Here is a 26,959-nt window from a genome sequence, read left to right as displayed (position 1 = left end):
CGCCGGCCAAACTTTGTATTTGACGCGTGATCTTGTATGGTTGGTTCCCTTTGAATTCGAGCCTTGCGGGTCTGTTATGAAGTCGGTTGAAGAGCAGCTAGCGCTGATTAAACGTGGTGCGGAAGAACTGTTGGTCGAGTCCGAGCTGATCGAAAAGCTCAAGCGTGGCCAGCCGCTACGTATTAAGGCAGGCTTCGATCCGACTGCGCCGGATTTGCACCTGGGTCATACCGTTCTTATTAATAAGCTTCGCCAGTTCCAGGAGCTGGGGCATCAGGTGATCTTCCTTATAGGTGACTTCACCGGGATGATTGGTGATCCGAGCGGCAAGAGTGCGACGCGTCCTCCGCTCACCCGTGAGCAGGTTCTCGAGAATGCCGAGACCTACAAAACTCAAGTCTTCAAGATTCTTGATCCGGCCAAGACGGAAGTAGCGTTCAACTCCACCTGGATGGATCAGATGGGGCCGGCGGACTTCATTCGTCTGACTTCGCAGTACACCGTGGCTCGCATGCTTGAGCGCGACGACTTCGACAAACGCTACACAACTAATCAGCCAATCGCTATTCACGAGTTCCTCTATCCGTTGGTTCAAGGGTATGACTCGGTTGCCTTGCGCGCGGATGTCGAGTTGGGTGGTACCGATCAGAAGTTCAACCTGCTGATGGGGCGAGAGCTGCAGCGTGGTTATGGTCAAGAGGCCCAATGCATTCTGACCATGCCACTGCTCGAAGGTCTGGATGGCGTGAAGAAGATGTCCAAGTCCTTGGGCAACTACGTCGGTATCCAGGAAGCGCCGGGTGTCATGTACGGCAAGCTGGTCTCTATTCCGGATGCGCTGATGTGGCGCTACTTCGAATTGCTCAGCTTCCGCTCCATGGATGAGATCAATGCATTCCGTGCTGATGTTGAGGCGGGCGCCAATCCGCGTGATATCAAGATCAAGCTGGCCGAAGAAATCGTTGCGCGTTTCCATGGTGAAGAGGCTGCGGCCAATGCTCACCGTGCGGCGGGTAACCGTATGAAGGAAGGCGAGCTGCCGGACGATCTGCCGGAGATCGAATTGACTGCTACTGAGGACATGCCGATCGCGGCCGTCCTTAATAAGGCGGGCCTGGTCAAGAACTCGGCTGTCGCACGAGACCTGCTGGGTTCTGGTGGTGTACGTATAGATGGTGAGGTTGTCGATCGCACCTTTATATACGTACTGGGCGCGACCCATGTTTGCCAGGCCGGAAAGAAGGCATTTGCGCGTATTACGCTGAAATCCGAATAAAGCTGAAATTAGGGGTTGACGGCAGATTCTGGAAGTCTATAATTCGCCCCACTTCCGGCGCAGTCGAAACGGAAAACTCCTTGGTAAACAAAGAGTTACGCAGTTTTCGACAGCGAGTTGCTTCAGGTCATCGAAGCCCAGAAGGAGTCGGTAAGGCAGGTGGGTTTGGCCTTATAGACGTTTCGATCTTCTCGGTCGAAAGCGGAGAAAAAGAGGTGTTGACAGCAGCGAGTAACGCTGTAGAATTCGCCTCCCGCTAACGAGAGATCGAAAGCGCAAGTGGTTGAAGTTGCAAAGGAAACTTTGAAAACTTCTGAAAATAACCACTTGACAGCAACAGAGGCTGCTGTAGAATGCGCGCCTCGGTTGAGACGAAAGATCTTAACCAACCGCTCTTTAACAACTGAATCAAGCAATTCGTGTGGGTGCTTGTGGAGTCAGACTGATAGTCAACAAGATTATCAGCATCACAAGTTACTCCGCGAGAAATCAAAGATGTAACCAACGATTGCTGAGCCAAGTTTAGGGTTTCTTAAAAACCCAAAGATGTTTGAACTGAAGAGTTTGATCATGGCTCAGATTGAACGCTGGCGGCAGGCCTAACACATGCAAGTCGAGCGGCAGCACGGGTACTTGTACCTGGTGGCGAGCGGCGGACGGGTGAGTAATGCCTAGGAATCTGCCTGGTAGTGGGGGATAACGCTCGGAAACGGACGCTAATACCGCATACGTCCTACGGGAGAAAGCAGGGGACCTTCGGGCCTTGCGCTATCAGATGAGCCTAGGTCGGATTAGCTAGTTGGTGAGGTAATGGCTCACCAAGGCGACGATCCGTAACTGGTCTGAGAGGATGATCAGTCACACTGGAACTGAGACACGGTCCAGACTCCTACGGGAGGCAGCAGTGGGGAATATTGGACAATGGGCGAAAGCCTGATCCAGCCATGCCGCGTGTGTGAAGAAGGTCTTCGGATTGTAAAGCACTTTAAGTTGGGAGGAAGGGCATTTACCTAATACGTAAGTGTTTTGACGTTACCGACAGAATAAGCACCGGCTAACTCTGTGCCAGCAGCCGCGGTAATACAGAGGGTGCAAGCGTTAATCGGAATTACTGGGCGTAAAGCGCGCGTAGGTGGTTTGTTAAGTTGGATGTGAAATCCCCGGGCTCAACCTGGGAACTGCATTCAAAACTGACAAGCTAGAGTATGGTAGAGGGTGGTGGAATTTCCTGTGTAGCGGTGAAATGCGTAGATATAGGAAGGAACACCAGTGGCGAAGGCGACCACCTGGACTGATACTGACACTGAGGTGCGAAAGCGTGGGGAGCAAACAGGATTAGATACCCTGGTAGTCCACGCCGTAAACGATGTCAACTAGCCGTTGGGAGCCTTGAGCTCTTAGTGGCGCAGCTAACGCATTAAGTTGACCGCCTGGGGAGTACGGCCGCAAGGTTAAAACTCAAATGAATTGACGGGGGCCCGCACAAGCGGTGGAGCATGTGGTTTAATTCGAAGCAACGCGAAGAACCTTACCAGGCCTTGACATCCAATGAACTTTCCAGAGATGGATTGGTGCCTTCGGGAACATTGAGACAGGTGCTGCATGGCTGTCGTCAGCTCGTGTCGTGAGATGTTGGGTTAAGTCCCGTAACGAGCGCAACCCTTGTCCTTAGTTACCAGCACGTCATGGTGGGCACTCTAAGGAGACTGCCGGTGACAAACCGGAGGAAGGTGGGGATGACGTCAAGTCATCATGGCCCTTACGGCCTGGGCTACACACGTGCTACAATGGTCGGTACAGAGGGTTGCCAAGCCGCGAGGTGGAGCTAATCCCAGAAAACCGATCGTAGTCCGGATCGCAGTCTGCAACTCGACTGCGTGAAGTCGGAATCGCTAGTAATCGCGAATCAGAATGTCGCGGTGAATACGTTCCCGGGCCTTGTACACACCGCCCGTCACACCATGGGAGTGGGTTGCACCAGAAGTAGCTAGTCTAACCTTCGGGAGGACGGTTACCACGGTGTGATTCATGACTGGGGTGAAGTCGTAACAAGGTAGCCGTAGGGGAACCTGCGGCTGGATCACCTCCTTAATCGACGACATCAGCTGCTCCATAAGTTCCCACACGAATTGCTTGATTCATTGAAGAAGACGATAAGAAGCAGCCCGAAATTGGGTCTGTAGCTCAGTTGGTTAGAGCGCACCCCTGATAAGGGTGAGGTCGGCAGTTCGAATCTGCCCAGACCCACCAATTTTTGTGTGGGAACCTGTAGCAATACGGGGCCATAGCTCAGCTGGGAGAGCGCCTGCCTTGCACGCAGGAGGTCAACGGTTCGATCCCGTTTGGCTCCACCACTACTGCTTCTGTTTGTTGAAAGCTTAGAAATGAGCATTCCATCGTGATGATGGTGAATGTTGATTTCTAGTCTTTGGCTAGATCGTTCTTTAAAAATTTGGGTATGTGATAGAAAGATAGACTGAACGTTACTTTCACTGGTAACGGATCAGGCTAAGGTAAAATTTGTGAGTGGCTCTTAATTGAGCGTGATCGAATTTTCGGCGAATGTCGTCTTCACAGTATAACCAGATTGCTTGGGGTTATATGGTCAAGTGAAGAAGCGCATACGGTGGATGCCTTGGCAGTCAGAGGCGATGAAAGACGTGGTAGCCTGCGAAAAGCTTCGGGGAGTCGGCAAACAGACTTTGATCCGGAGATGTCTGAATGGGGGAACCCAGCCATCATAAGATGGTTATCTTAAGCTGAATACATAGGCTTAAGAGGCGAACCAGGGGAACTGAAACATCTAAGTACCCTGAGGAAAAGAAATCAACCGAGATTCCCTTAGTAGTGGCGAGCGAACGGGGACTAGCCCTTAAGTGGCTTTGAGATTAGCGGAACGCTCTGGAAAGTGCGGCCATAGTGGGTGATAGCCCTGTACGCGAAAATCTCTTAGTCATGAAATCGAGTAGGACGGAGCACGAGAAACTTTGTCTGAATATGGGGGGACCATCCTCCAAGGCTAAATACTACTGACTGACCGATAGTGAACTAGTACCGTGAGGGAAAGGCGAAAAGAACCCCGGAGAGGGGAGTGAAATAGATCCTGAAACCGTATGCGTACAAGCAGTGGGAGCCCACTTTGTTGGGTGACTGCGTACCTTTTGTATAATGGGTCAGCGACTTATTTTCAGTGGCGAGCTTAACCGAATAGGGGAGGCGTAGCGAAAGCGAGTCTTAATAGGGCGTCTAGTCGCTGGGAATAGACCCGAAACCGGGCGATCTATCCATGGGCAGGTTGAAGGTTGGGTAACACTAACTGGAGGACCGAACCGACTACCGTTGAAAAGTTAGCGGATGACCTGTGGATCGGAGTGAAAGGCTAATCAAGCTCGGAGATAGCTGGTTCTCCTCGAAAGCTATTTAGGTAGCGCCTCATGTATCACTGTAGGGGGTAGAGCACTGTTTCGGCTAGGGGGTCATCCCGACTTACCAAACCGATGCAAACTCCGAATACCTACAAGTGCCGAGCATGGGAGACACACGGCGGGTGCTAACGTCCGTCGTGAAAAGGGAAACAACCCAGACCGTCAGCTAAGGTCCCAAAGTTATGGTTAAGTGGGAAACGATGTGGGAAGGCTTAGACAGCTAGGAGGTTGGCTTAGAAGCAGCCACCCTTTAAAGAAAGCGTAATAGCTCACTAGTCGAGTCGGCCTGCGCGGAAGATGTAACGGGGCTCAAACCATACACCGAAGCTACGGGTATCACTTAGGTGATGCGGTAGAGGAGCGTTCTGTAAGCCTGTGAAGGTGAGTTGAGAAGCTTGCTGGAGGTATCAGAAGTGCGAATGCTGACATGAGTAACGACAATGGGTGTGAAAAACACCCACGCCGAAAGACCAAGGTTTCCTGCGCAACGTTAATCGACGCAGGGTTAGTCGGTCCCTAAGGCGAGGCTGAAAAGCGTAGTCGATGGAAAACAGGTTAATATTCCTGTACTTCTGGTTATTGCGATGGAGGGACGGAGAAGGCTAGGCCAGCTTGGCGTTGGTTGTCCAAGTTTAAGGTGGTAGGCTGGAATCTTAGGTAAATCCGGGATTCTAAGGCCGAGAGCTGATGACGAGTGTTCTTTTAGAACACGAAGTGGTTGATGCCATGCTTCCAAGAAAAGCTTCTAAGCTTCAGGTAACCAGGAACCGTACCCCAAACCGACACAGGTGGTTGGGTAGAGAATACCAAGGCGCTTGAGAGAACTCGGGTGAAGGAACTAGGCAAAATGGCACCGTAACTTCGGGAGAAGGTGCGCCGGTGAGGGTGAAGCATTTACTGCGTAAGCCCATGCCGGTCGAAGATACCAGGCCGCTGCGACTGTTTATTAAAAACACAGCACTCTGCAAACACGAAAGTGGACGTATAGGGTGTGACGCCTGCCCGGTGCCGGAAGGTTAATTGATGGGGTTAGCTAACGCGAAGCTCTTGATCGAAGCCCCGGTAAACGGCGGCCGTAACTATAACGGTCCTAAGGTAGCGAAATTCCTTGTCGGGTAAGTTCCGACCTGCACGAATGGCGTAACGATGGCGGCGCTGTCTCCACCCGAGACTCAGTGAAATTGAAATCGCTGTGAAGATGCAGTGTATCCGCGGCTAGACGGAAAGACCCCGTGAACCTTTACTATAGCTTTGCACTGGACTTTGAATTTGCTTGTGTAGGATAGGTGGGAGGCTTTGAAGCGTGGACGCCAGTTCGCGTGGAGCCAACCTTGAAATACCACCCTGGCAACTTTGAGGTTCTAACTCAGGTCCGTTATCCGGATCGAGGACAGTGTATGGTGGGTAGTTTGACTGGGGCGGTCTCCTCCTAAAGAGTAACGGAGGAGTACGAAGGTGCGCTCAGACCGGTCGGAAATCGGTCGTAGAGTATAAAGGCAAAAGCGCGCTTGACTGCGAGACAGACACGTCGAGCAGGTACGAAAGTAGGTCTTAGTGATCCGGTGGTTCTGTATGGAAGGGCCATCGCTCAACGGATAAAAGGTACTCCGGGGATAACAGGCTGATACCGCCCAAGAGTTCATATCGACGGCGGTGTTTGGCACCTCGATGTCGGCTCATCACATCCTGGGGCTGAAGCCGGTCCCAAGGGTATGGCTGTTCGCCATTTAAAGTGGTACGCGAGCTGGGTTTAGAACGTCGTGAGACAGTTCGGTCCCTATCTGCCGTGGACGTTTGAGATTTGAGAGGGGCTGCTCCTAGTACGAGAGGACCGGAGTGGACGAACCTCTGGTGTTCCGGTTGTCACGCCAGTGGCATTGCCGGGTAGCTATGTTCGGAATAGATAACCGCTGAAAGCATCTAAGCGGGAAACTAGCCTCAAGATGAGATCTCACTGGGACCTTGAGTCCCCTGAAGGGCCGTCGAAGACTACGACGTTGATAGGTTGGGTGTGTAAGCGCTGTGAGGCGTTGAGCTAACCAATACTAATTGCCCGTGAGGCTTGACCATATAACACCCAAGCAATTTGCTTGCTTCGAGCCCAAAAGCGAAAGAGCACCAGATTGCGGTGTGTGAAGACGAAACGAACCGAAAGTTCGAGAGCTCACAAAACACCCGATCTATCACATACCCATTCGCTGGAGCGTGAACCCGCAAGGGCCCACGACCTGGCTACCGAATTTCTTGACGACCATAGAGCATTGGAACCACCTGATCCCATCCCGAACTCAGCAGTGAAACGATGCATCGCCGATGGTAGTGTGGGGTTTCCCCATGTGAGAGTAGGTCATCGTCAAGATTAAATTCCGAAACCCCAATTGCGAAAGCAGTTGGGGTTTTGTTTTTGTCCGCAGGAAAATCTGGCGCTCGGGGTTTCTATGCAACGGCTCGGGGCATGGCTATCATGCGGGCCTCATTGTGAGGCGAGACTTGCATGCTGACGTTGTTAAAGCTTCTTAAGGATGGCAAGTTCCATTCGGGTCAGGCCCTGGGCATCGCCTTGGGGATCAGTCGTAGTGCGGTATGGAAGCAGCTACAGCATTTAGAAGCTGAGCTCGGCTTGTCCATCCACAAGGTGCGCGGTCGTGGCTATCAACTGGCTTCGCCATTGACGCTGCTTGATCCTGCCGACATAAAAGAACAGGCGCCCTCGTGCGACTGGCCTATTCTGCTCTTCGACTCAATTGACTCTACTAACGCTGAAGCCTTGCGCGCAATTGAGCGTGGTCAGGCTGCGCCATTTCTGGTGCTCTCCGAGCGTCAGACTGCGGGACGCGGCCGACGCGGTCGCAATTGGGCGAGTCCTTTCGCGGAAAACATCTATTACAGCCTCGTATTGCGCATCGAGGGTGGCATGCGTCAGCTCGAAGGCTTGAGCCTTGTGGTTGGACTTGCTGTCATGCAGGCGTTGCGAGATCTCGGTATTCCGGGCGCGGGCTTAAAGTGGCCCAACGATGTTTTGGTTGGCCAGAAAAAGATTGCCGGAATATTGCTCGAGTTGGTGGGGGATCCCGCTGATGTGTGTCACGTGGTGTTGGGTGTTGGAATTAATGTGAACATGCAGTCGACCGATGAAATTGATCAGCAATGGACATCCGTGCGGCTAGAGTCGGGCAGGGTGTTTGATCGCAATCACCTTGTCGCGCAGTTAGGCTTGATGCTTCAGCGGTATCTGGCTCGCCACCAGATCGATGGGTTTTCCGCCATCCAGCGGGAATGGGAGCAGAACCATCTTTGGCAAGGGCGGGCAGTTTCGTTGATTGCAGGCGTTAACCGGATAGATGGCGAAGTGTTGGGTATCGACAGTCAGGGTGCCTTGCGCTTGAAGGTAAATGGTGTGGAAAAAGTATTTAGTGGTGGTGAGCTGAGCCTGAGGTTGCGTGATGATTCTTGAGCTCGACTGCGGAAACAGTTTCATAAAGTGGCGGGTTCTCCATGCAGATGCCAAGCGGGTGTTTGGTGAGGGCGTGGTGGATTCGGATCTCGCATTGCTGGAAAGCCTGAATGGGCTCAAAGGGCTCGCCCTCAAGCAGTGCCGACTCGTCAGTGTCAGAACGACCGAAGAGACTGCTGCGTTGACATCTCTGCTGGCGAAAGCGTTCTCTGTGTCCGCGATGTGCGTGGCGCCGGCGCGTGAAATGGCTGGCGTTCGAAATGGATATGAGGACTTCGAGCGGTTGGGGCTTGATCGCTGGCTGGCGATGCTTGGTGGATTTAGCCTGGCCTCAGGAGCATGCCTGGTGCTCGATTTCGGCACCGCAGTGACCGCTGATTTCATTGCGGGAGATGGAGAGCATCTTGGTGGGTTTATTTGCCCTGGAATGCCTTTGATGCGCAACCAGTTACGAACCCATACCCGCAAGATTCGCTATGGCGATATTGCTGCCGAGCGCGCGCTGGAAAGCCTTGCACCTGGCCGCACAACAGTCGAGGCGGTTGAGCGAGGGTGTTCGCTTATGTTGAGGGGGTTCGTCCTGACTCAGCTGGAAGTGGCCCGTAGCTACTGGGGAGAAGATTTTGCTGTATTCCTAACCGGAGGTGATGCAGCGCTCGTCTCTGAAATCGTGCCCGATGCCAGGCTGGTTCCAGACCTGGTGTTCGTAGGTCTGGCGATGGCATGTCCTTTGTCTTGAGGTTTTTATGCGTTGGTTGTTCCTGCTGCTGTTTGTGCTCAATGTCTTCTATTACATCTGGCATCAACAAGAGGCGCCGCTGCGTGCGAAAGATGTAACGCCCTTGAGTCTGTACCGAGGATCGCAGCAGGACATCCGCTTGTTGAGCGAGGCGACTGACACGGCTCGTGAGAAAGGAAAGTCGGCATCTGCGGACAGCGGGTGTCTCTATTTGGGTGGCTTCACTCGTCAAGAGACCGCCCTGGCCGCTGAGCGGCGATTGGGTGGGATGGATATCAAGTTTCAATCCTTGCCAAGAGACTCTTCTGATTCTGCTGGCTACTGGGTCCGCGTAGCGCCCGAAAGCCGGCGTTTAGTGGACGATCTTCAGCTGCTTAACCTTTCCAAAGATTTCAATGAGTTAAAACATAAAATAATGCCCTGCGAGGGGGTTGCGCCTGCGGAATAGTTTGCATAGAATGGCGCCCGCTTCGCAGTGAAGACCTTTAACGGCCGACAGTGCAAAGCGATGTCAACGCAGCTAACCTCAGGTTTTTAATGAGAAAATGCTTGACAGAAGGTCGGCATGATATAGAATGCCGGCTCGCTTAGGAGGGGTTCCCGAGCGGCCAAAGGGATCAGACTGTAAATCTGACGTCTACGACTTCGAAGGTTCGAATCCTTCCCCCTCCACCATTTTTAGCGAGAGCTGCAAGCTCCGCGGGTATAGTTTAGTGGTAGAACCTCAGCCTTCCAAGCTGATGATGCGGGTTCGATTCCCGCTACCCGCTCCAAGTTTGCAGGTCCTGCAAAAAGCGTTACGCTCTTGTAGCTCAGTTGGTAGAGCACACCCTTGGTAAGGGTGAGGTCAGCGGTTCAAATCCGCTCAAGAGCTCCATATAACAAGGCAGATATGAAAATATCTGCCTTTGTTTTAATGGTTGCGATCGCGTCTTGTTGTTTTTTTGCTAGGCGGTCGTGCGCTGGCTTTGGTGTTGTAGTCAAGGCTGTCGAGTAAGTTGTTGTAATGTCTTTTTCGGGCCGGCATAATGGTCGGCCTGATTTTGTTTTAGGTCAGTAGCTCAATTGGCAGAGCGACGGTCTCCAAAACCGTAGGTTGGGGGTTCGATTCCCTCCTGACCTGCCAGATTCACCTGGTGTGTCTGGCTTTCTTTTCACAGGATCTTCATAGATGACTCCTAAAGCTGAAGCTCAAGGCTCTCGCTTCGATCTGCTCAAGTGGCTTGTAGTAGTCGCTTTGGTGGTTGTTGGCGTTGTTGGTAATCAGTATTACTCTGCTTCGCCGATCCTGTATCGCGTACTTGCATTGCTTGCCATTGCTGCTGTAGCTGCCTTTGTAGGCCTGCAGACAGTCAAGGGCAAGTCTTTCTTTGTACTGGTCAAGGAAGCTCGCACCGAAATTCGTAAAGTCGTATGGCCAACTCGCCAAGAAACCACGCAGACCACGCTGATTGTTGTGGCTGTTGTTCTGGTTATGGCGTTGCTGTTGTGGGGGCTTGATTCCCTGCTCGGCTGGCTTGTTTCCTTGATTGTCGGCTAAGGGTGTCCCGTGGCTAAGCGTTGGTACGTTGTGCATGCTTACTCCGGTTACGAGAAGCATGTCATGCGCTCGTTAGTAGAGCGCGTAAAGCTGGCTGGCATGGAAGATGGCTTCGGCGAAATTCTGGTTCCCACTGAAGAAGTGGTTGAAATGCGTAATGGCCAGAAACGCAAAAGCGAGCGCAAGTTCTTCCCAGGTTACGTGCTGGTTCAGATGGACATGAATGAGGGTACTTGGCACTTGGTCAAGGATACTCCTCGGGTGATGGGTTTCATCGGCGGTACCGCTGATAAGCCTGCGCCGATCACAGATAAAGAGGCAGAAGCGATTCTGCGTCGCGTCGCTGATGGTAGTGACAAGCCGAAGCCGAAGACATTGTTCGAGCCAGGCGAGTCGGTACGCGTCAATGACGGTCCGTTTGCCGATTTCACCGGCACGGTCGAAGAAGTTAACTACGAAAAGAGCCGGATCCAAGTGGCAGTGCTCATTTTCGGTCGCTCTACTCCGGTAGAGTTAGAGTTCAGTCAGGTCGAAAAGGTCTAGCTGAGCAAGCATCCCAACCCCGCAGCCCTAGGCTGTGGGGTTTTGTCGTCACTGGGATAAACGCGCAAGTAACCGGGGAGCCTTTCGAGGCGTTCGAACCCGTAATTGGAGTGCCTCATGGCCAAGAAGATTACCGCTTACATCAAGCTGCAAGTGAAGGCCGCTCAGGCTAACCCAAGCCCACCTGTTGGTCCTGCTTTGGGTCAGCACGGCGTGAACATCATGGAATTCTGCAAGGCTTTCAACGCCCGTACTCAGGGTATTGAACCAGGTCTGCCGACTCCAGTGATCATCACTGTCTACAGCGACCGTAGCTTCACTTTCGAAACCAAATCCACCCCTGCTTCGGTTCTGCTGAAGAAGGCGGCCGGTCTGACTAGCGGTTCCGCTCGTCCGAACACTGTTAAGGTTGGCACCGTGACCCGTGCTCAGCTGGAAGAAATCGCGAAAACCAAAAACGCGGATCTGACTGCAGCTGATATGGACGCAGCCGTGCGTACTATCGCCGGTTCTGCTCGTAGCATGGGCCTTAACGTGGAGGGTGTGTAATGGCTAAGTTGACCAAGCGTCAAAAGGCTATCGCCGGCAAAATCGAAGCAGGCAAGTCCTACAACTTTGTAGACGCTGCTGCTCTGCTGGCTGAGCTGTCGACTGTCAAGTTCAGCGAGTCGTTCGACGTTGCTGTGAACCTGGGTGTTGACCCGCGTAAATCTGACCAGGTTGTTCGTAGCGCTACTGTGCTGCCACACGGCACTGGCAAGACTGTTCGCGTAGCTGTGTTCACCCAGGGTCCAGCTGCTGAGGCCGCTCTGGCTGCCGGCGCTGACCGTGTAGGTATGGACGACCTGGCTGCCGAAATGAAAGGCGGCGACCTGAACTATGACGTCGTAATCGCATCCCCGGATGCCATGCGCGTTGTGGGTCAGTTGGGTCAGATCCTGGGCCCGCGCGGCCTGATGCCTAACCCTAAAGTCGGCACCGTAACTCCAGACGTAGCTACCGCGGTTAAGAACGCCAAGGCTGGTCAGGTTCGTTATCGCACCGACAAAAACGGCATCATTCACACCTCCGTTGGCAAAGTCGGCTTTGATGCCGTCAAGCTGAAGGAAAACGTTGAAGCCCTGATCGCTGATCTGAAGCGTATCAAGCCAGCTTCCTCGAAAGGCATTTACGTCAAGCGCGTTACCCTGAGCACCACCATGGGTCCAGGTCTGGTCATCGACCAAGGCTCGCTCGACGCGTAAGACACAGATTGGCGCAAGCGATTGCGTCAATTGAAAGATTGGGGTCCCTGCCTGGCGGGGGCTATCCAAGACCGTAGGCGACGCAAGTCTTAAACCTCAAGCCTACGCAGATGGTGCTCCCGGTTCCTTACCGAATCAGACACCAAAACGACATCTGGCCTCGGTTGGATGAAACGGTAACAAGCAGGAGTTTTTCCCGTGGCAATTAAACTTGAAGACAAGAAGGCCATCGTCGCTGAAGTCAACAAGGCTGCCCAAGTTGCTCTGTCCGCTGTCGTGGCTGATGCCCGTGGCGTAACAGTAGGCGCTATGACCGGACTCCGTAAAGAGGCTCGTGAAGCTGGCGTTTACGTACGTGTTGTACGTAACACCCTGCTCAAGCGCGCCGTTGCTGGCACTCAATATGACGTGCTCAACGACGTGTTCACTGGCCCGACCTTGATTGCATTCTCCAAAGATCATCCGGGTGCTGCTGCCCGTATCTTCAAAGAGTTCGCAAAAGGTCAGGATAAGTTCGAGATCAAGGCAGCTGCGTTCGAGGGCAAGTTCCTCGCGGCTAATCAGATCGACGTACTGGCAAGCCTGCCGACCCGTGACGAAGCAATTTCTCAGCTGATGAGCGTGATTCAAGGCGCAACCAGCAAATTGGCTCGTACTCTGGCGGCTCTTCGCGACCAGAAAGAAGCTGCTGCAGCCTAAGGCTGAGCGTCTCCTTTCAGCGTTTATTGTTTATTTCGATGGCCGCGTAGGCTGTCACCCCAATACAGGAATTTATAGTCATGTCTCTGACTAACGACCAAATCATCGAAGCAATCGGCGAAAAATCCGTTCTGGAAATCGTTGAGCTGATCAAGGCCATGGAAGAGAAGTTCGGCGTTTCCGCTGCCGCTGCTTCCGCTGGTCCAGCTGCTGTCGCTGCTGTTGTTGAAGAACAAACTGAATTCAACGTCATGCTGCTGGAAGCTGGCGAGAAGAAAGTTAACGTGATCAAGGCAGTACGTGAACTGACCGGTCTGGGCCTGAAAGAAGCCAAGGCAGTAGTTGACGGCGCTCCTGGCATGGTTCTGGAAGCTGTTTCGAAAGACGCAGCTGACAAAGCCAAAGCCACTCTGGAAGAAGCAGGCGCTAAAGTCGAGCTGAAGTAAGCATCGACTTTGCTCCTCCAGCCCGAGCGTTAAGCGAAAGGCTGATGGCTGGTGGCTCTTGCCACCGGCCTTTTTCCGTTATTGGCAGCCGACTGGGTCGGTGCTGGTAACGAGCTGTAACCACCCGATGCGGTGGCGCAAACCATGGGGTTTGCACGATTTTCTGGCTGCTCCCGTCGGGAGGGGCCAAACAAGCAGGTGACCAAGCTGGGGAACGCTGATGGCTTACTCATATACTGAGAAAAAACGTATCCGCAAGGACTTTAGCAAGTTGCCGGACGTCATGGATGTGCCGTACCTCCTGGCCATCCAGCTGGATTCGTATCGTGAATTCTTGCAAGCGGGAGCGACTAAAGATCAGTTCCGCGACGTGGGCCTGCATGCGGCCTTCAAATCCGTTTTCCCGATCATCAGCTACTCCGGCAATGCTGCGCTGGAGTACGTCGGTTATCGCCTGGGCGAACCGGCATTTGATGTCAAAGAATGCGTATTGCGCGGTGTGACTTACGCCGTACCTTTGCGGGTAAAAGTGCGCCTGATCATTTTCGACAAAGAATCGTCGAACAAAGCGATCAAGGACATTAAAGAGCAAGAAGTCTACATGGGTGAAATCCCCCTGATGACTGAAAACGGTACCTTCGTAATCAACGGTACCGAGCGTGTAATCGTTTCCCAGCTGCACCGTTCCCCGGGCGTGTTCTTCGACCACGACCGTGGCAAGACGCACAGCTCCGGTAAACTGCTGTACTCCGCGCGCATCATTCCTTACCGCGGTTCGTGGCTGGACTTCGAGTTCGACCCGAAAGACTGCGTGTTCGTGCGTATCGACCGTCGTCGCAAGCTGCCTGCATCGGTACTGCTGCGCGCGCTCGGCTATACCACTGAAGAAGTGCTCGACGCGTTCTACACCACCAACGTTTTCCACCTGAGCGGCGAAACCCTCAGCCTGGAACTGATTGCTTCGCGTCTGCGTGGTGAAATCGCTGTACTTGATATTCAGGACGAGAAGGGCAAGGTCATCGTTGAGGCTGGTCGCCGTATTACTGCGCGCCACATCAACCAGATCGAAAAAGCCGGTCTCAAGACCCTGGAAGTGCCTCTGGACTACGTCCTGGGTCGCACTACCGCCAAGGCCATCGTGCATCCGGCAACCGGCGAAATCCTGGCAGAGTGCAACACCGAGCTGAACACCGAAATCCTGGCGAAAATCGCCAAGGCCCAGGTTGTTCGCATCGAAACTCTGTACACCAACGACATCGACTGCGGTCCGTTCGTCTCCGACACCCTGAAGATCGACTCCACCAGCAACCAATTGGAAGCGCTGGTCGAGATCTATCGCATGATGCGTCCAGGCGAGCCGCCAACCAAAGACGCTGCCGAGACTCTGTTCAACAACCTGTTCTTCAGCCCTGAGCGCTACGACCTGTCTGCGGTCGGCCGGATGAAGTTCAACCGTCGTATCGGTCGTACCGAAATCGAAGGTTCGGGCGTGTTGTGCAAGGAAGACATCGTCGCGGTACTGAAGACTCTGGTCGACATCCGTAACGGTAAAGGCATCGTCGATGACATCGACCACTTGGGTAACCGTCGTGTTCGCTGCGTAGGCGAAATGGCCGAGAACCAGTTCCGCGTTGGCCTGGTACGTGTTGAGCGTGCGGTCAAAGAGCGTCTGTCGATGGCTGAAAGCGAAGGCCTGATGCCGCAAGACCTGATCAACGCCAAGCCAGTGGCTGCGGCGGTGAAAGAGTTCTTCGGTTCCAGCCAGCTTTCCCAGTTCATGGACCAGAACAACCCGCTGTCCGAAATCACCCACAAGCGTCGTGTGTCTGCACTCGGCCCTGGCGGTTTGACTCGTGAGCGTGCTGGCTTCGAAGTTCGTGACGTACACCCGACTCACTACGGTCGTGTATGCCCGATTGAAACGCCGGAAGGTCCGAACATCGGTCTGATCAACTCCCTGGCCGCTTATGCGCGCACCAACCAGTACGGCTTCCTCGAGAGCCCGTACCGTGTGGTGAAAGACGCTCTGGTCACCGACGAGATCGTGTTCCTGTCCGCCATCGAAGAAGCTGATCACGTAATCGCTCAGGCTTCGGCCACGATGAACGACAAGAAAGTCCTGATCGACGAGCTGGTAGCTGTTCGTCACTTGAACGAGTTCACCGTCAAGGCGCCGGAAGACGTCACCTTGATGGACGTATCGCCGAAGCAGGTAGTTTCGGTTGCAGCGTCGCTGATCCCGTTCCTCGAGCACGACGACGCCAACCGTGCGTTGATGGGTTCGAACATGCAGCGTCAAGCTGTACCAACCCTGCGCGCTGACAAGCCGCTGGTCGGTACCGGCATGGAGCGTAACGTAGCCCGTGACTCCGGCGTTTGCGTCGTGGCTCGTCGTGGTGGCGTGATCGATTCCGTCGACGCCAGCCGTATCGTGGTTCGTGTTGCTGATGACGAAGTTGAAACCGGCGAAGCTGGTGTCGACATCTACAACCTGACCAAGTACACCCGCTCCAACCAGAACACCTGCATCAACCAGCGTCCGCTGGTGCGTAAAGGTGATCGGGTTCAGCGCAGCGACATCATGGCTGACGGTCCATCCACCGATATGGGTGAACTGGCTCTGGGTCAGAACATGCGCATCGCGTTCATGGCATGGAACGGCTTCAACTTCGAAGACTCCATCTGCCTGTCCGAGCGTGTGGTTCAGGAAGATCGCTTCACCACGATCCACATTCAGGAACTGACCTGTGTGGCACGTGACACCAAGCTTGGGCCAGAGGAAATCACTGCAGACATCCCGAACGTGGGTGAAGCTGCACTGAACAAACTGGACGAAGCCGGTATCGTTTATGTAGGTGCTGAAGTAGGCGCAGGCGACATCCTGGTAGGTAAGGTCACTCCGAAAGGCGAGACCCAACTGACTCCGGAAGAAAAACTGCTGCGTGCCATCTTCGGTGAAAAAGCCAGCGACGTTAAAGACACCTCCCTGCGCGTGCCTACCGGCACCAAGGGTACCGTCATCGACGTACAGGTCTTCACCCGCGACGGCGTTGAGCGTGATGCTCGTGCACTGTCGATCGAGAAGACTCAACTCGACGAGATCCGTAAGGACCTGAACGAAGAGTTCCGTATCGTTGAAGGCGCCACTTTCGAACGTCTGCGTTCCGCTCTGGTCGGCCACAAAGCCGAAGGCGGCGCCGGTCTGAAGAAAGGTCAGGACATCACCGACGAAGTTCTCGACGGTCTTGAGCATGGTCAGTGGTTCAAACTGCGCATGGCTGAAGATGCTCTGAACGAGCAGCTCGAGAAGGCTCAGGCCTACATCGTTGATCGCCGCCGTCTGCTGGACGACAAGTTCGAAGACAAGAAGCGCAAACTGCAGCAGGGCGATGACCTGGCTCCAGGCGTGCTGAAAATCGTCAAGGTTTACCTGGCAATCCGTCGCCGCATCCAGCCGGGCGACAAGATGGCCGGTCGTCACGGTAACAAAGGTGTGGTCTCCGTGATCATGCCGGTTGAAGACATGCCGCACGATGCCAATGGCACCCCGGTCGACGTCGTCCTCAACCCGTTGGGCGTACCTTCGCGTATGAACGTTGGTCAGATCCTTGAAACCCACCTCGGCCTCGCGGCTAAAGGTCTGGGCGAGAAGATCAACCGGATGATCGAAGAGCAGCGCAAAGTTGCTGAGCTTCGTAAATTCCTCGACGAGATCTACAACCAGATCGGCGGTCGTAACGAAGATCTGGATAGCTTCTCCGACCAGGAAATCCTGGATCTGGCGAAGAACCTGCGTGGCGGCGTTCCAATGGCCACTCCAGTGTTCGACGGTGCCAAGGAAAGCGAAATCAAGGCCATGCTGAAACTGGCAGACCTGCCAGAAAGCGGCCAGATGCAGCTGACCGACGGCCGTACCGGCAACAAGTTCGAGCGCCCGGTTACTGTTGGCTACATGTACATGCTGAAGCTGAACCACTTGGTAGACGACAAGATGCACGCTCGTTCTACCGGTTCGTACAGCCTGGTTACCCAGCAGCCGCTGGGTGGTAAGGCGCAGTTCGGTGGTCAGCGTTTCGGGGAGATGGAGGTCTGGGCACTGGAAGCATACGGTGCTGCTTACACTCTGCAAGAAATGCTCACAGTGAAGTCGGACGATGTGAACGGCCGTACCAAGATGTACAAAAACATCGTGGATGGCGATCACCGTATGGAGCCGGGCATGCCCGAGTCTTTCAACGTGTTGATCAAGGAAATTCGTTCCCTCGGCATCGATATCGATCTGGAAACCGAATAACACGTGACGCGAATCGAGAGCGGGGCAGGATTGCCCGCTCTCTGCTCCGCCAGGAGGAAAGGCCTTGAAAGACCTACTGAATTTGCTGAAAAACCAGGGTCAAGTCGAAGAGTTCGACGCCATCCGTATTGGATTGGCATCGCCTGAGATGATCCGTTCGTGGTCGTTCGGTGAAGTTAAAAAGCCGGAAACCATCAACTACCGTACGTTCAAACCTGAGCGTGACGGCCTGTTCTGCGCCAAGATCTTTGGCCCGGTAAAGGATTACGAGTGCCTGTGCGGTAAGTACAAGCGCTTGAAGCACCGTGGTGTGATCTGCGAGAAGTGCGGCGTTGAAGTCGCGCTGGCCAAAGTTCGTCGTGAGCGCATGGCGCACATCGAACTGGCCTCGCCAGTTGCCCACATCTGGTTCCTGAAATCGCTGCCGTCGCGTATCGGCTTGCTGATGGACATGACCCTGCGTGATATCGAACGCGTTCTCTACTTCGAGAGCTATGTCGTTATCGATCCAGGCATGACCACCCTTGAAAAAGGTCAGCTGCTGAACGACGAGCAGTACTTCGAAGCGCTGGAAGAGTTCGGCGACGATTTCGATGCCCGCATGGGTGCCGAGGCTGTCCGCGAACTGCTGCACGCTATCGACCTGGAACACGAGATTGGCCGCCTGCGTGAAGAAATTCCGCAAACCAACTCCGAAACCAAAATCAAGAAGCTGTCCAAGCGTCTGAAGTTGATGGAAGCCTTCCAGGGTTCCGGCAACCTTCCAGAATGGATGGTGCTGACCGTTCTGCCGGTTCTGCCGCCAGATCTGCGTCCACTGGTCCCGCTGGATGGCGGTCGCTTCGCGACTTCCGACCTCAACGATCTGTATCGTCGAGTGATCAACCGTAACAACCGCTTGAAGCGCCTGCTTGATCTGTCCGCTCCGGACATCATCGTGCGCAACGAAAAGCGTATGTTGCAGGAAGCCGTCGACGCACTGCTCGACAACGGTCGTCGTGGCCGCGCTATCACCGGTTCGAACAAGCGTCCTCTGAAATCCCTGGCTGACATGATCAAGGGTAAACAAGGTCGTTTCCGTCAGAACTTGCTCGGTAAGCGTGTTGACTACTCCGGTCGTTCGGTAATTACCGTAGGTCCGACCCTGCGTCTGCACCAGTGCGGTCTGCCGAAGAAAATGGCTCTCGAGCTGTTCAAGCCGTTCATTTTCGGCAAGCTGGAAATGCGTGGTCTCGCGACCACCATCAAAGCCGCCAAGAAAATGGTCGAGCGCGAGCTGCCAGAGGTTTGGGACGTTCTCGCTGAAGTGATCCGTGAACACCCGGTTCTCCTCAACCGTGCACCGACCCTTCACCGTCTGGGTATCCAGGCGTTTGAACCGGTACTGATCGAAGGCAAGGCTATCCAGCTGCACCCTCTGGTCTGTGCTGCGTACAACGCCGACTTCGACGGCGACCAAATGGCCGTGCACGTACCGCTGACACTGGAAGCCCAGCTGGAAGCGCGTGCGTTGATGATGTCGACCAACAACATTCTGTCGCCAGCCAACGGTGAGCCAATCATCGTTCCGTCGCAGGACGTTGTATTGGGTCTGTACTACATGACTCGTGAAGCGATCAACGCCAAGGGCGAAGGTCGTGTGTTCGCGGATCTGCAGGAAGTTGACCGTGTGTTCCGTGCCGGCGAAGCCGCACTGCACGCCAAGGTCAAAGTGCGGATCAACGAAACCGTCAACGATCGTGATGGTGGCAGCGTCAAGAACACCCGTATCGTCGACACCACTGTCGGCCGTGCGCTGTTGTTCCAGGTTGTTCCACCTGGCCTGTCGTACGACGTCGTCAACCAGCCGATGAAGAAAAAGGCGATCTCCAAGCTGATCAACCAGTGCTACCGCGTGGTTGGTTTGAAAGAGACCGTGATCTTCGCTGACCAGTTGATGTACACCGGTTTTGCCTATTCGACCATTTCCGGCGTTTCCATCGGTGTTAACGACTTCGTTATCCCGGATGAAAAAGCCCGCATCATCGGTGCTGCTACCGACGAAGTGAAAGAGATCGAAAGTCAGTACGCCTCCGGCCTGGTAACCCAGGGCGAGAAGTACAACAAAGTGATCGACCTTTGGTCCAAGGCGAACGACGAAGTTTCCAAGGCGATGATGGCCAACCTCTCGAAAGAGAAAGTCATCGACCGTCATGGCGTCGAAGTCGACCAAGAGTCCTTCAACTCGATGTACATGATGGCCGACTCGGGCGCACGGGGTTCTGCTGCGCAGATCCGTCAGCTCGCCGGTATGCGTGGCCTGATGGCCAAGCCGGACGGTTCCATCATCGAAACGCCGATTACTGCGAACTTCCGTGAAGGTTTGAGCGTACTTCAGTACTTCATCTCCACTCACGGTGCTCGTAAAGGTTTGGCGGATACCGCGTTGAAAACTGCGAACTCCGGTTACCTGACTCGTCGTCTGGTAGACGTGGCGCAGGATCTGGTTGTGACCGAGATCGATTGCGGCACCGAACATGGCCTGGTAATGACTCCGCACATTGAAGGCGGTGACGTTGTTGAGCCGTTGGGTGAGCGCGTATTGGGTCGTGTCATTGCCCGTGACGTGTTCAAGCCAGGTACCGAAGAAATCATCGTTCCTGCCGGTACGCTGGTAGACGAGAAGTGGGTCGAGTTCATCGAGCTGAACAGCATCGACGAAGTGATCGTGCGTTCGCCGATCAGCTGCGAAACCCGCTACGGCATCTGCGCCAAGTGCTACGGCCGTGACTTGGCTCGTGGTCACCAGGTGAACATCGGTGAAGCGGTCGGCGTTATCGCTGCCCAGTCCATCGGTGAGCCGGGTACCCAGCTGACCATGCGTACGTTCCACATCGGTGGTGCGGCAAGCCGGACCTCCGCTGCGGACAGCGTTCAGGTGAAGAATGGCGGTACCGTTCGTCTGCACAACTTGAAGCACGTTGAGCGAGTGGATGGCTGCCTGGTTGCTGTGTCCCGTTCCGGTGAGCTGGCAATCGCTGATGACTTCGGTCGTGAGCGCGAGCGCTACAAGCTGCCGTACGGTGCTGTTATTTCGGTTAAAGAAGGTGACAAGGTCGACGCTGGCGCAATCGTGGCCAAGTGGGATCCGCACACTCACCCAATCGTTACCGAAATGAAAGGTACCGTGACCTACGTGGGCATGGAAGAAGGCATCACGATCAAGCGTCAGACTGACGAATTGACCGGTATGACCAACATTGAAGTACTCGACGCCAAAGACCGTCCAGCTGCCGGTAAAGATATCCGTCCTGCTGTGAAGATGGTTGATGACAACGGCAAGGATCTGTTGCTGCCAGGCACTGACGTTATCGCTCAGTACTTCCTGCCAGCCAACGCCCTCGTCGGTGTTGCGGATGGTGCGAAAATCGCGATCGGTGATGTTATCGCTCGTATTCCGCAAGAGACTTCGAAGACCCGTGACATCACCGGTGGTCTGCCGCGTGTTGCCGACTTGTTCGAAGCCCGTCGTCCGAAAGAAGCCTCGATTCTGGCTGAAGTCAGCGGCACCATCGCGTTCGGTAAAGAGACCAAAGGCAAGCGCCGTCTGGTTATCACCCCGAACGACGGTAGCGATCCGTACGAAGAGCTGATTCCGAAGTGGCGTCACCTGAACGTCTTCGAAGGCGAACAGGTAAACCGCGGCGAAGTTATCTCCGACGGCCCGAGCGATCCACACGACATCCTGCGTTTGCTGGGTGTGAGTGCGCTGGCCAAGTACATCGTGAACGAGATCCAGGACGTTTACCGTCTGCAAGGCGTGAAGATCAACGACAAGCACATCGAGACCATCCTGCGTCAGATGCTGCGTAAAGTTGAAATCGCTGAATCCGGCGATTCCAGTTTCATCAAGGGCGACCAGATGGAATTGACTCACGTTCTGGTAGAGAACGAGCGTCTGGCTGGCGACGAGAAATTCGTTTCCAAGTTCACTCGCGTGCTGTTGGGTATCACCAAGGCGTCGTTGTCCACCGAATCGTTCATCTCGGCGGCTTCCTTCCAGGAAACCACTCGCGTACTGACCGAAGCGGCGGTAACCGGCAAGCGCGATTACCTGCGCGGCCTGAAAGAAAACGTGGTCGTGGGTCGTCTGATCCCGGCTGGTACCGGTCTGGCTTACCACAGCGAGCGCAAGCGCCGCCGTGATGCTGACAAACCGTTGCGCGTAAGCGCCAGTGAAGTGGAAGCTGCACTGACCGAAGCGCTGAACTCGAGCGGTAACTGAGTTCTGCGGTAAATGAGCGTAAGGCCCTGGCCGCTCCGTTCATCGAATCGAGACAATTTGTCGAGGTTGGATGAGCGGGGAGGTCGGGGCCTTGCCTTGACTGGGGACAAGATCCTCTTTAGACTCTTGTACCCCTAAATTTGGCGGGAATTCGTTCCTGCCATTTTGCTTTTCTTGCAAGACAATAGCGTCGCAAGACAACAGTGGAGCTAGTAGATGGCAACTATCAACCAGCTGGTACGTCAGCCGCGTAAGCGTATCGTCGAGAAATCCGACGTGCCTGCGCTGCAGAACTGCCCGCAACGTCGTGGCGTATGCACCCGTGTGTATACCACCACGCCGAAAAAACCTAACTCGGCACTGCGTAAAGTATGCCGTGTGCGTCTGACCAACGGTTTCGAGGTTTCCTCGTACATCGGCGGTGAAGGCCACAACCTGCAAGAGCACAGCGTCGTACTGATCCGTGGCGGCCGTGTAAAAGACTTGCCAGGTGTTCGTTACCACACCGTTCGCGGCTCTTTGGATACTTCCGGCGTTAAAGGTCGTAACCAAGGTCGTTCGAAGTACGGTACCAAGAAGCCTAAGTAGTAGTGGCTTTTTGTAAGAACTGATTTTCTATTTTTCTGAGTCGATAAGAGTAAGGTCGGAGGCGTCCCGAAAGGGCACCGATTCCGAGCGAACCTGAAGACCGTTTGAGGGCTTATCCATGCCAAGAAGACGCGTAGCAGCCAAGCGCGAAGTGCTTGACGATCCAAAATACGGCAGCCAGATCCTGGCCAAGTTCATGAACCACGTGATGGAAAGCGGCAAGAAAGCCGTTGCCGAGCGTATCGTTTATGGCGCGCTGGAAAAGGTTAAAGAACGCAAGAACAGCGATCCCCTGGAAATCTTCGAGAAAGCTCTCGACGCCATCGCTCCGCTGGTCGAAGTAAAGTCGCGCCGTGTAGGCGGTGCTACTTACCAGGTTCCGGTCGAAGTTCGTCCGTCCCGTCGTAACGCTCTGGCAATGCGCTGGTTGGTAGACTTCGCCCGCAAGCGCGGCGAGAAGTCTATGGCTCTGCGTTTGGCTGGCGAACTGTTGGACGCTGCTGAAGGCAAAGGTGCTGCAGTTAAGAAGCGTGAAGACGTGCACCGTATGGCTGAAGCCAACAAGGCTTTCTCGCACTACCGCTTCTAATTTTAGCGTCACTAATTTTGCGAGGGCTTTATGGCTCGTACTACACCGATTAATCGCTACCGTAACATTGGTATCGTTGCTCACGTGGATGCTGGTAAAACCACCACCACCGAGCGCGTCCTTTTTTACACTGGCAAAAGTCACAAAATGGGCGAGGTGCATGACGGCGCCGCGACCACAGACTGGATGGTTCAGGAGCAGGAGCGTGGTATTACCATTACTTCTGCTGCCATTACCGCCTTCTGGCAGGGTTCCGAGAAGCAGCACAAGGACCAATACCGCTTCAACGTCATCGACACCCCGGGCCACGTTGACTTCACTATTGAAGTTGAACGTTCCCTGCGTGTTCTCGACGGCGCGGTCGTTGTGTTCTGCGGCACCTCGGGTGTTGAGCCTCAGTCGGAAACCGTATGGCGTCAAGCCAACAAATACGGCGTTCCACGTCTTGTTTACGTAAACAAGATGGACCGTGCTGGTGCGAACTTCCTGCGCGTGATCGGTCAGATCAAGCAGCGTCTGGGTCACACCCCGGTTCCAATCCAGTTGGCTATCGGTTCCGAAGACAACTTCCAGGGTCAGATCGACCTGATGTCCATGGAAGCTGTTTACTGGAACGACGCTGACAAAGGCATGGTTCCAGTTCGCAAGCCTATCCCTGCTGAACTGCAGGAACTGGCTGACGAGTGGCGCGGCAACATGGTTGAGGCTGCGGCCGAAGCCAGCGAAGAGCTGATGAACAAGTACCTCGAAGGTGAAGAACTCACCAACGCGGAAATCAAGGCCGCTCTGCGTCAGCGTACTATCGCTGGTGAGATCGTTCTGGCTGTTTGCGGTTCTTCCTTCAAGAACAAGGGCGTTCCCCTGGTTCTCGACGCCGTTATCGACTACCTGCCTGCGCCTGTTGATATTCCTGCCATCAAGGGTACTGACCCGGATGACGAGACTATCGATCTGGAGCGTCATGCAGACGACAACGAACCGTTCTCCGCTCTGGCATTCAAAATTGCCACCGACCCATTCGTGGGTACCTTGACCTTTGTTCGAGTTTACTCGGGCGTGTTGGCCTCCGGCGACGGTGTGATCAACTCGGTTAAAGGCAAGAAAGAGCGCGTGGGTCGTATGGTGCAAATGCACGCAAACGCCCGTGAAGAAATCAAGGAAGTACGCGCTGGTGACATCGCGGCCTTGATCGGCATGAAGGACGTCACCACTGGTGAGACTTTGTGCAACGCTGACAAGCCAATCATCCTGGTTCGCATGGACTTCCCGGAGCCGGTTATCTCGGTTGCCGTAGAGCCTAAGACCAAGGATGACCAGGAAAAAATGGGTATCGCACTGGGCAAACTTGCTCAGGAAGACCCGTCTTTCCGCGTCAAAACTGATGAAGAGACTGGTCAAACGATCATCTCCGGCATGGGCGAGTTGCACTTGGACATCCTGGTTGACCGGATGCGCCGTGAGTTCAACGTCGAAGCCAACATCGGTAAGCCTCAAGTTTCGTACCGTGAGCGCATCACGAAGAGTTGCGAAATCGAAGGCAAGTTCGTTCGTCAGTCCGGCGGTCGTGGCCAGTTCGGTCATTGCTGGATTCGTTTTGCTCCTGCTGACGAAGGTCAGGAAGGTCTGCAATTCCTGAACGAAGTGGTGGGTGGTGTGGTTCCTAAGGAATACATCCCGGCTATCCAGAAGGGTATCGAAGAGCAGATGAAGAACGGCGTTGTTGCCGGCTATCCGCTGATCGGCCTGAAGGCTACCGTGTTTGATGGTTCCTACCATGACGTCGACTCCAACGAGATGGCGTTTAAGGTGGCTGCTTCCATGGCGACCAAGCAACTGGCCCAGAAGGGCGGTGGTGAGTTGCTCGAGCCGATCATGGCGGTAGAGGTTGTTACACCTGAAGACTATATGGGTGACGTGATGGGCGACCTTAACCGTCGTCGCGGCATGATCCTGGGTATGGAAGACACGGTCTCCGGCAAAGTAATTCGTGCCGAAGTTCCGCTGGGCGAGATGTTCGGTTATGCAACTGACGTCCGTTCCATGTCCCAAGGTCGCGCAAGCTACTCTATGGAATTCAAAAAATACAATACGGCTCCGTCGCACATCGTCGAAACCGTTACCAAAAAACAAGGCTGATTCAGCCCCTTTAGGCTAGGAGTTAATTGTCGTGGCTAAAGAAAAATTTGACCGTACCCTCCCGCACGTCAACGTTGGCACCATCGGTCACGTCGACCACGGTAAAACCACGCTGACCGCTGCTCTGACTCGCGTCTGCTCCGAAGTTTTCGGTTCGGCCGTTGTTGCTTTCGACAAGATCGACAGCGCTCCGGAAGAAAAGGCTCGTGGTATCACCATCAACACCGCGCACGTTGAATACAACTCGCTGATCCGTCACTACGCTCACGTTGACTGCCCAGGTCACGCTGACTATGTGAAGAACATGATCACCGGTGCTGCTCAGATGGACGGCGCTATTCTGGTTTGCTCGGCCGCTGATGGTCCGATGCCACAAACCCGTGAGCACATCCTGCTGTCCCGTCAGGTTGGCGTTCCGTACATCGTTGTCTTCCTGAACAAGGCTGACATGGTTGACGACGCTGAGCTGCTGGAACTGGTTGAGATGGAAGTGCGCGATCTGCTGAGCACTTACGACTTCCCAGGTGACGACACTCCGATCATCATCGGTTCGGCTCTGATGGCTCTGAACGGCCAAGACGACAACGAAATGGGCACCACTGCCGTTCGTAAACTGGTTGAGACTCTGGACAGCTACATTCCAGATCCAGTTCGTGTTATCGACAAGCCGTTCCTGATGCCAATCGAAGACGTATTCTCGATCTCCGGTCGCGGTACTGTTGTAACTGGCCGTATCGAGCGCGGTATCGTCAAGGTTCAGGATCCACTGGAAATCGTTGGTCTGCGTGACACTACCGTCACCACCTGCACCGGTGTTGAAATGTTCCGTAAGCTGCTCGACGAAGGTCGTGCTGGCGAGAACTGCGGCGTTCTGCTGCGTGGTACCAAGCGTGACGACGTTGAGCGTGGCCAGGTTCTGGTTAAGCCAGGTTCGGTTAAGCCGCACACCAAGTTCGAAGCTGAAGTCTACGTTCTGAGCAAAGAAGAAGGCGGTCGTCACACTCCGTTCTTCAAAGGCTACCGTCCACAGTTCTACTTCCGTACTACTGACGTGACTGGTAACTGCGAACTGCCGGAAGGCGTTGAAATGGTAATGCCAGGCGACAACATCAAAATGGTTGTCACCCTGATCAAAACCATCGCAATGGAAGACGGTCTGCGTTTCGCTATCCGTGAAGGCGGTCGTACCGTCGGCGCTGGCGTCGTAGCCAAAATCATCGAGTAAGCTCTTTTTGAGTAAGCTTTGATGAATTGAAGAAGCCCCCGCTTAGCGGGGGCTTTTTTATTGGGTTGACACCTATATGGGGCGTCTATAGAATTGCGCCTCCTTTTAACGGGCGTATTGCGCTCGGTGGGAATAGCAGCCGGAGTCTGAAATCCAATGCAAAATCAGCAAATCCGTATCAGGTTGAAGGCTTTTGACCATCGCCTGATCGACCAATCCACCCAGGAAATCGTGGAAACCGCGAAACGTACTGGTGCTCAAGTGCGTGGTCCAATTCCACTGCCTACCCGTAAAGAGCGGTTCACCGTTCTGGTCTCCCCGCACGTCAACAAAGACGCGCGTGACCAGTACGAGATCCGTACTCATAAGCGCGTTCTGGACATCGTCCAGCCAACGGATAAAACCGTTGATGCTCTTATGAAGCTTGATCTTGCGGCCGGTGTGGAAGTACAGATCAGCCTCGGCTAAGACTCGGTCTTAGTCGTGTAACGCTCTGA

General features: G+C 54.3%; 17 protein-coding genes, 6 tRNA genes and 3 rRNA genes. All 26 read left to right on the top strand.

Annotated features, from left to right (window positions below):
• Positions 1 to 76: 76 nt before the first annotated feature.
• The 26 genes from tyrS to rpsJ all read left to right on the top strand — a co-directional run bounded on the left by tyrS (position 77) and on the right by rpsJ (position 26,930).
• Entirely contained in the window at positions 77 to 1,276 is a 1,200-nt protein-coding gene (gene tyrS / locus ACA049_RS27645) for a tyrosine--tRNA ligase (RefSeq protein WP_201185166.1), read from the top strand.
• A gap of 552 nt (positions 1,277 to 1,828) precedes the next feature.
• Positions 1,829 to 3,367 (top strand): 16S ribosomal RNA (locus ACA049_RS27640).
• Positions 3,368 to 3,449: 82 nt separating this feature from the next.
• Positions 3,450 to 3,526: transfer RNA gene (locus ACA049_RS27635), tRNA-Ile, on the top strand.
• A 28-nt stretch (positions 3,527 to 3,554) separates the two neighbouring features.
• Positions 3,555 to 3,630 (top strand) — tRNA-Ala (locus ACA049_RS27630).
• 249 nt (positions 3,631 to 3,879) lie between these two features.
• Positions 3,880 to 6,771 (top strand): 23S ribosomal RNA (locus ACA049_RS27625).
• Positions 6,772 to 6,944: 173 nt separating this feature from the next.
• Positions 6,945 to 7,060 (top strand): 5S ribosomal RNA (gene rrf, locus ACA049_RS27620).
• The 16S, 23S and 5S rRNA genes sit together here with 2 tRNA genes alongside, the layout of an rRNA operon.
• Before the next feature lie 135 nt (positions 7,061 to 7,195).
• Positions 7,196 to 8,155, top strand: coding sequence for a bifunctional biotin--[acetyl-CoA-carboxylase] ligase/biotin operon repressor BirA (gene birA, locus ACA049_RS27615; protein ID WP_497331276.1), 960 nt, complete (start codon positions 7,196 to 7,198; stop codon positions 8,153 to 8,155).
• Entirely contained in the window at positions 8,145 to 8,894 is a 750-nt protein-coding gene (locus ACA049_RS27610; RefSeq protein WP_497331274.1) for a pantothenate kinase, read from the top strand. Before birA ends, ACA049_RS27610 begins: the two co-directional genes overlap by 11 nt.
• 7 nt (positions 8,895 to 8,901) lie before the next feature.
• Positions 8,902 to 9,342, top strand: a complete 441-nt coding sequence (locus ACA049_RS27605; RefSeq protein WP_497331272.1) for a hypothetical protein — start codon at positions 8,902 to 8,904, stop codon at positions 9,340 to 9,342.
• Between the two features lie 142 nt (positions 9,343 to 9,484).
• Positions 9,485 to 9,569 (top strand) — tRNA-Tyr (locus tag ACA049_RS27600).
• A gap of 24 nt (positions 9,570 to 9,593) precedes the next feature.
• Positions 9,594 to 9,667 (top strand) — tRNA-Gly (locus tag ACA049_RS27595).
• A 28-nt stretch (positions 9,668 to 9,695) separates the two neighbouring features.
• Positions 9,696 to 9,771: transfer RNA gene (locus ACA049_RS27590), tRNA-Thr, on the top strand.
• Positions 9,772 to 9,944: 173 nt separating this feature from the next.
• Positions 9,945 to 10,020: transfer RNA gene (locus tag ACA049_RS27585), tRNA-Trp, on the top strand.
• A gap of 45 nt (positions 10,021 to 10,065) precedes the next feature.
• Complete coding sequence (gene secE, locus ACA049_RS27580; RefSeq protein ID WP_008145488.1) at positions 10,066 to 10,434, top strand: preprotein translocase subunit SecE; 369 nt, start codon at positions 10,066 to 10,068, stop codon at positions 10,432 to 10,434.
• A 9-nt stretch (positions 10,435 to 10,443) separates the two neighbouring features.
• Positions 10,444 to 10,977, top strand: a complete 534-nt coding sequence (nusG, locus tag ACA049_RS27575; protein ID WP_007896622.1) for a transcription termination/antitermination protein NusG — start codon at positions 10,444 to 10,446, stop codon at positions 10,975 to 10,977.
• Positions 10,978 to 11,094: 117 nt separating this feature from the next.
• Positions 11,095 to 11,526 carry a 50S ribosomal protein L11 gene (gene rplK / locus ACA049_RS27570; RefSeq protein ID WP_003210097.1) on the top strand — a complete coding sequence of 144 codons (432 nt, stop codon included), beginning with the start codon at positions 11,095 to 11,097 and terminating at the stop codon, positions 11,524 to 11,526.
• Entirely contained in the window at positions 11,526 to 12,221 is a 696-nt protein-coding gene (gene rplA / locus ACA049_RS27565; RefSeq protein ID WP_007896626.1) for a 50S ribosomal protein L1, read from the top strand. The genes rplK and rplA overlap by 1 nt, the downstream gene beginning before the upstream one ends.
• A 198-nt stretch (positions 12,222 to 12,419) precedes the next feature.
• Positions 12,420 to 12,920 (top strand): 50S ribosomal protein L10, encoded by a 501-nt coding sequence (rplJ, locus tag ACA049_RS27560; protein ID WP_008145489.1) that lies wholly within the window; start codon positions 12,420 to 12,422, stop codon positions 12,918 to 12,920.
• Positions 12,921 to 13,000: 80 nt separating this feature from the next.
• Complete coding sequence (gene rplL, locus ACA049_RS27555) at positions 13,001 to 13,366, top strand: 50S ribosomal protein L7/L12 (RefSeq protein WP_010467258.1); 366 nt, start codon at positions 13,001 to 13,003, stop codon at positions 13,364 to 13,366.
• Between the two features lie 220 nt (positions 13,367 to 13,586).
• Complete coding sequence (gene rpoB, locus ACA049_RS27550) at positions 13,587 to 17,660, top strand: DNA-directed RNA polymerase subunit beta (RefSeq protein ID WP_010467260.1); 4,074 nt, start codon at positions 13,587 to 13,589, stop codon at positions 17,658 to 17,660.
• A gap of 64 nt (positions 17,661 to 17,724) precedes the next feature.
• A complete protein-coding gene (rpoC, locus tag ACA049_RS27545) occupies positions 17,725 to 21,924 on the top strand; it encodes a DNA-directed RNA polymerase subunit beta' (protein WP_007896632.1) in 4,200 nt (1,399 codons plus the stop codon).
• Positions 21,925 to 22,140: 216 nt separating this feature from the next.
• Positions 22,141 to 22,512 carry a 30S ribosomal protein S12 gene (gene rpsL / locus ACA049_RS27540; protein ID WP_002555494.1) on the top strand — a complete coding sequence of 124 codons (372 nt, stop codon included), beginning with the start codon at positions 22,141 to 22,143 and terminating at the stop codon, positions 22,510 to 22,512.
• A gap of 118 nt (positions 22,513 to 22,630) precedes the next feature.
• The gene (gene rpsG, locus ACA049_RS27535) at positions 22,631 to 23,101 is read left to right on the top strand and encodes a 30S ribosomal protein S7 (protein WP_002555493.1); all 471 of its coding nucleotides are present in this window, start codon (positions 22,631 to 22,633) and stop codon (positions 23,099 to 23,101) included.
• 30 nt (positions 23,102 to 23,131) lie between these two features.
• Complete coding sequence (gene fusA / locus ACA049_RS27530) at positions 23,132 to 25,237, top strand: elongation factor G (protein ID WP_438662389.1); 2,106 nt, start codon at positions 23,132 to 23,134, stop codon at positions 25,235 to 25,237.
• 31 nt (positions 25,238 to 25,268) lie between these two features.
• On the top strand, positions 25,269 to 26,462 hold the full coding sequence (gene tuf / locus ACA049_RS27525) for an elongation factor Tu (RefSeq protein ID WP_007896660.1): 1,194 nt from the start codon (positions 25,269 to 25,271) through the stop codon (positions 26,460 to 26,462).
• Positions 26,463 to 26,618: 156 nt separating this feature from the next.
• On the top strand, positions 26,619 to 26,930 hold the full coding sequence (gene rpsJ, locus ACA049_RS27520; protein WP_003186070.1) for a 30S ribosomal protein S10: 312 nt from the start codon (positions 26,619 to 26,621) through the stop codon (positions 26,928 to 26,930).
• The last annotated feature ends 29 nt before the right edge of the window (positions 26,931 to 26,959 follow it).

The sequence above is a fragment of the Pseudomonas sp. LBUM1662 genome, assembly GCF_059695915.1.
The sequence above is the reverse complement of the archived record's forward strand: the minus strand, read 5'-3'. Positions and strand labels throughout refer to the sequence as shown.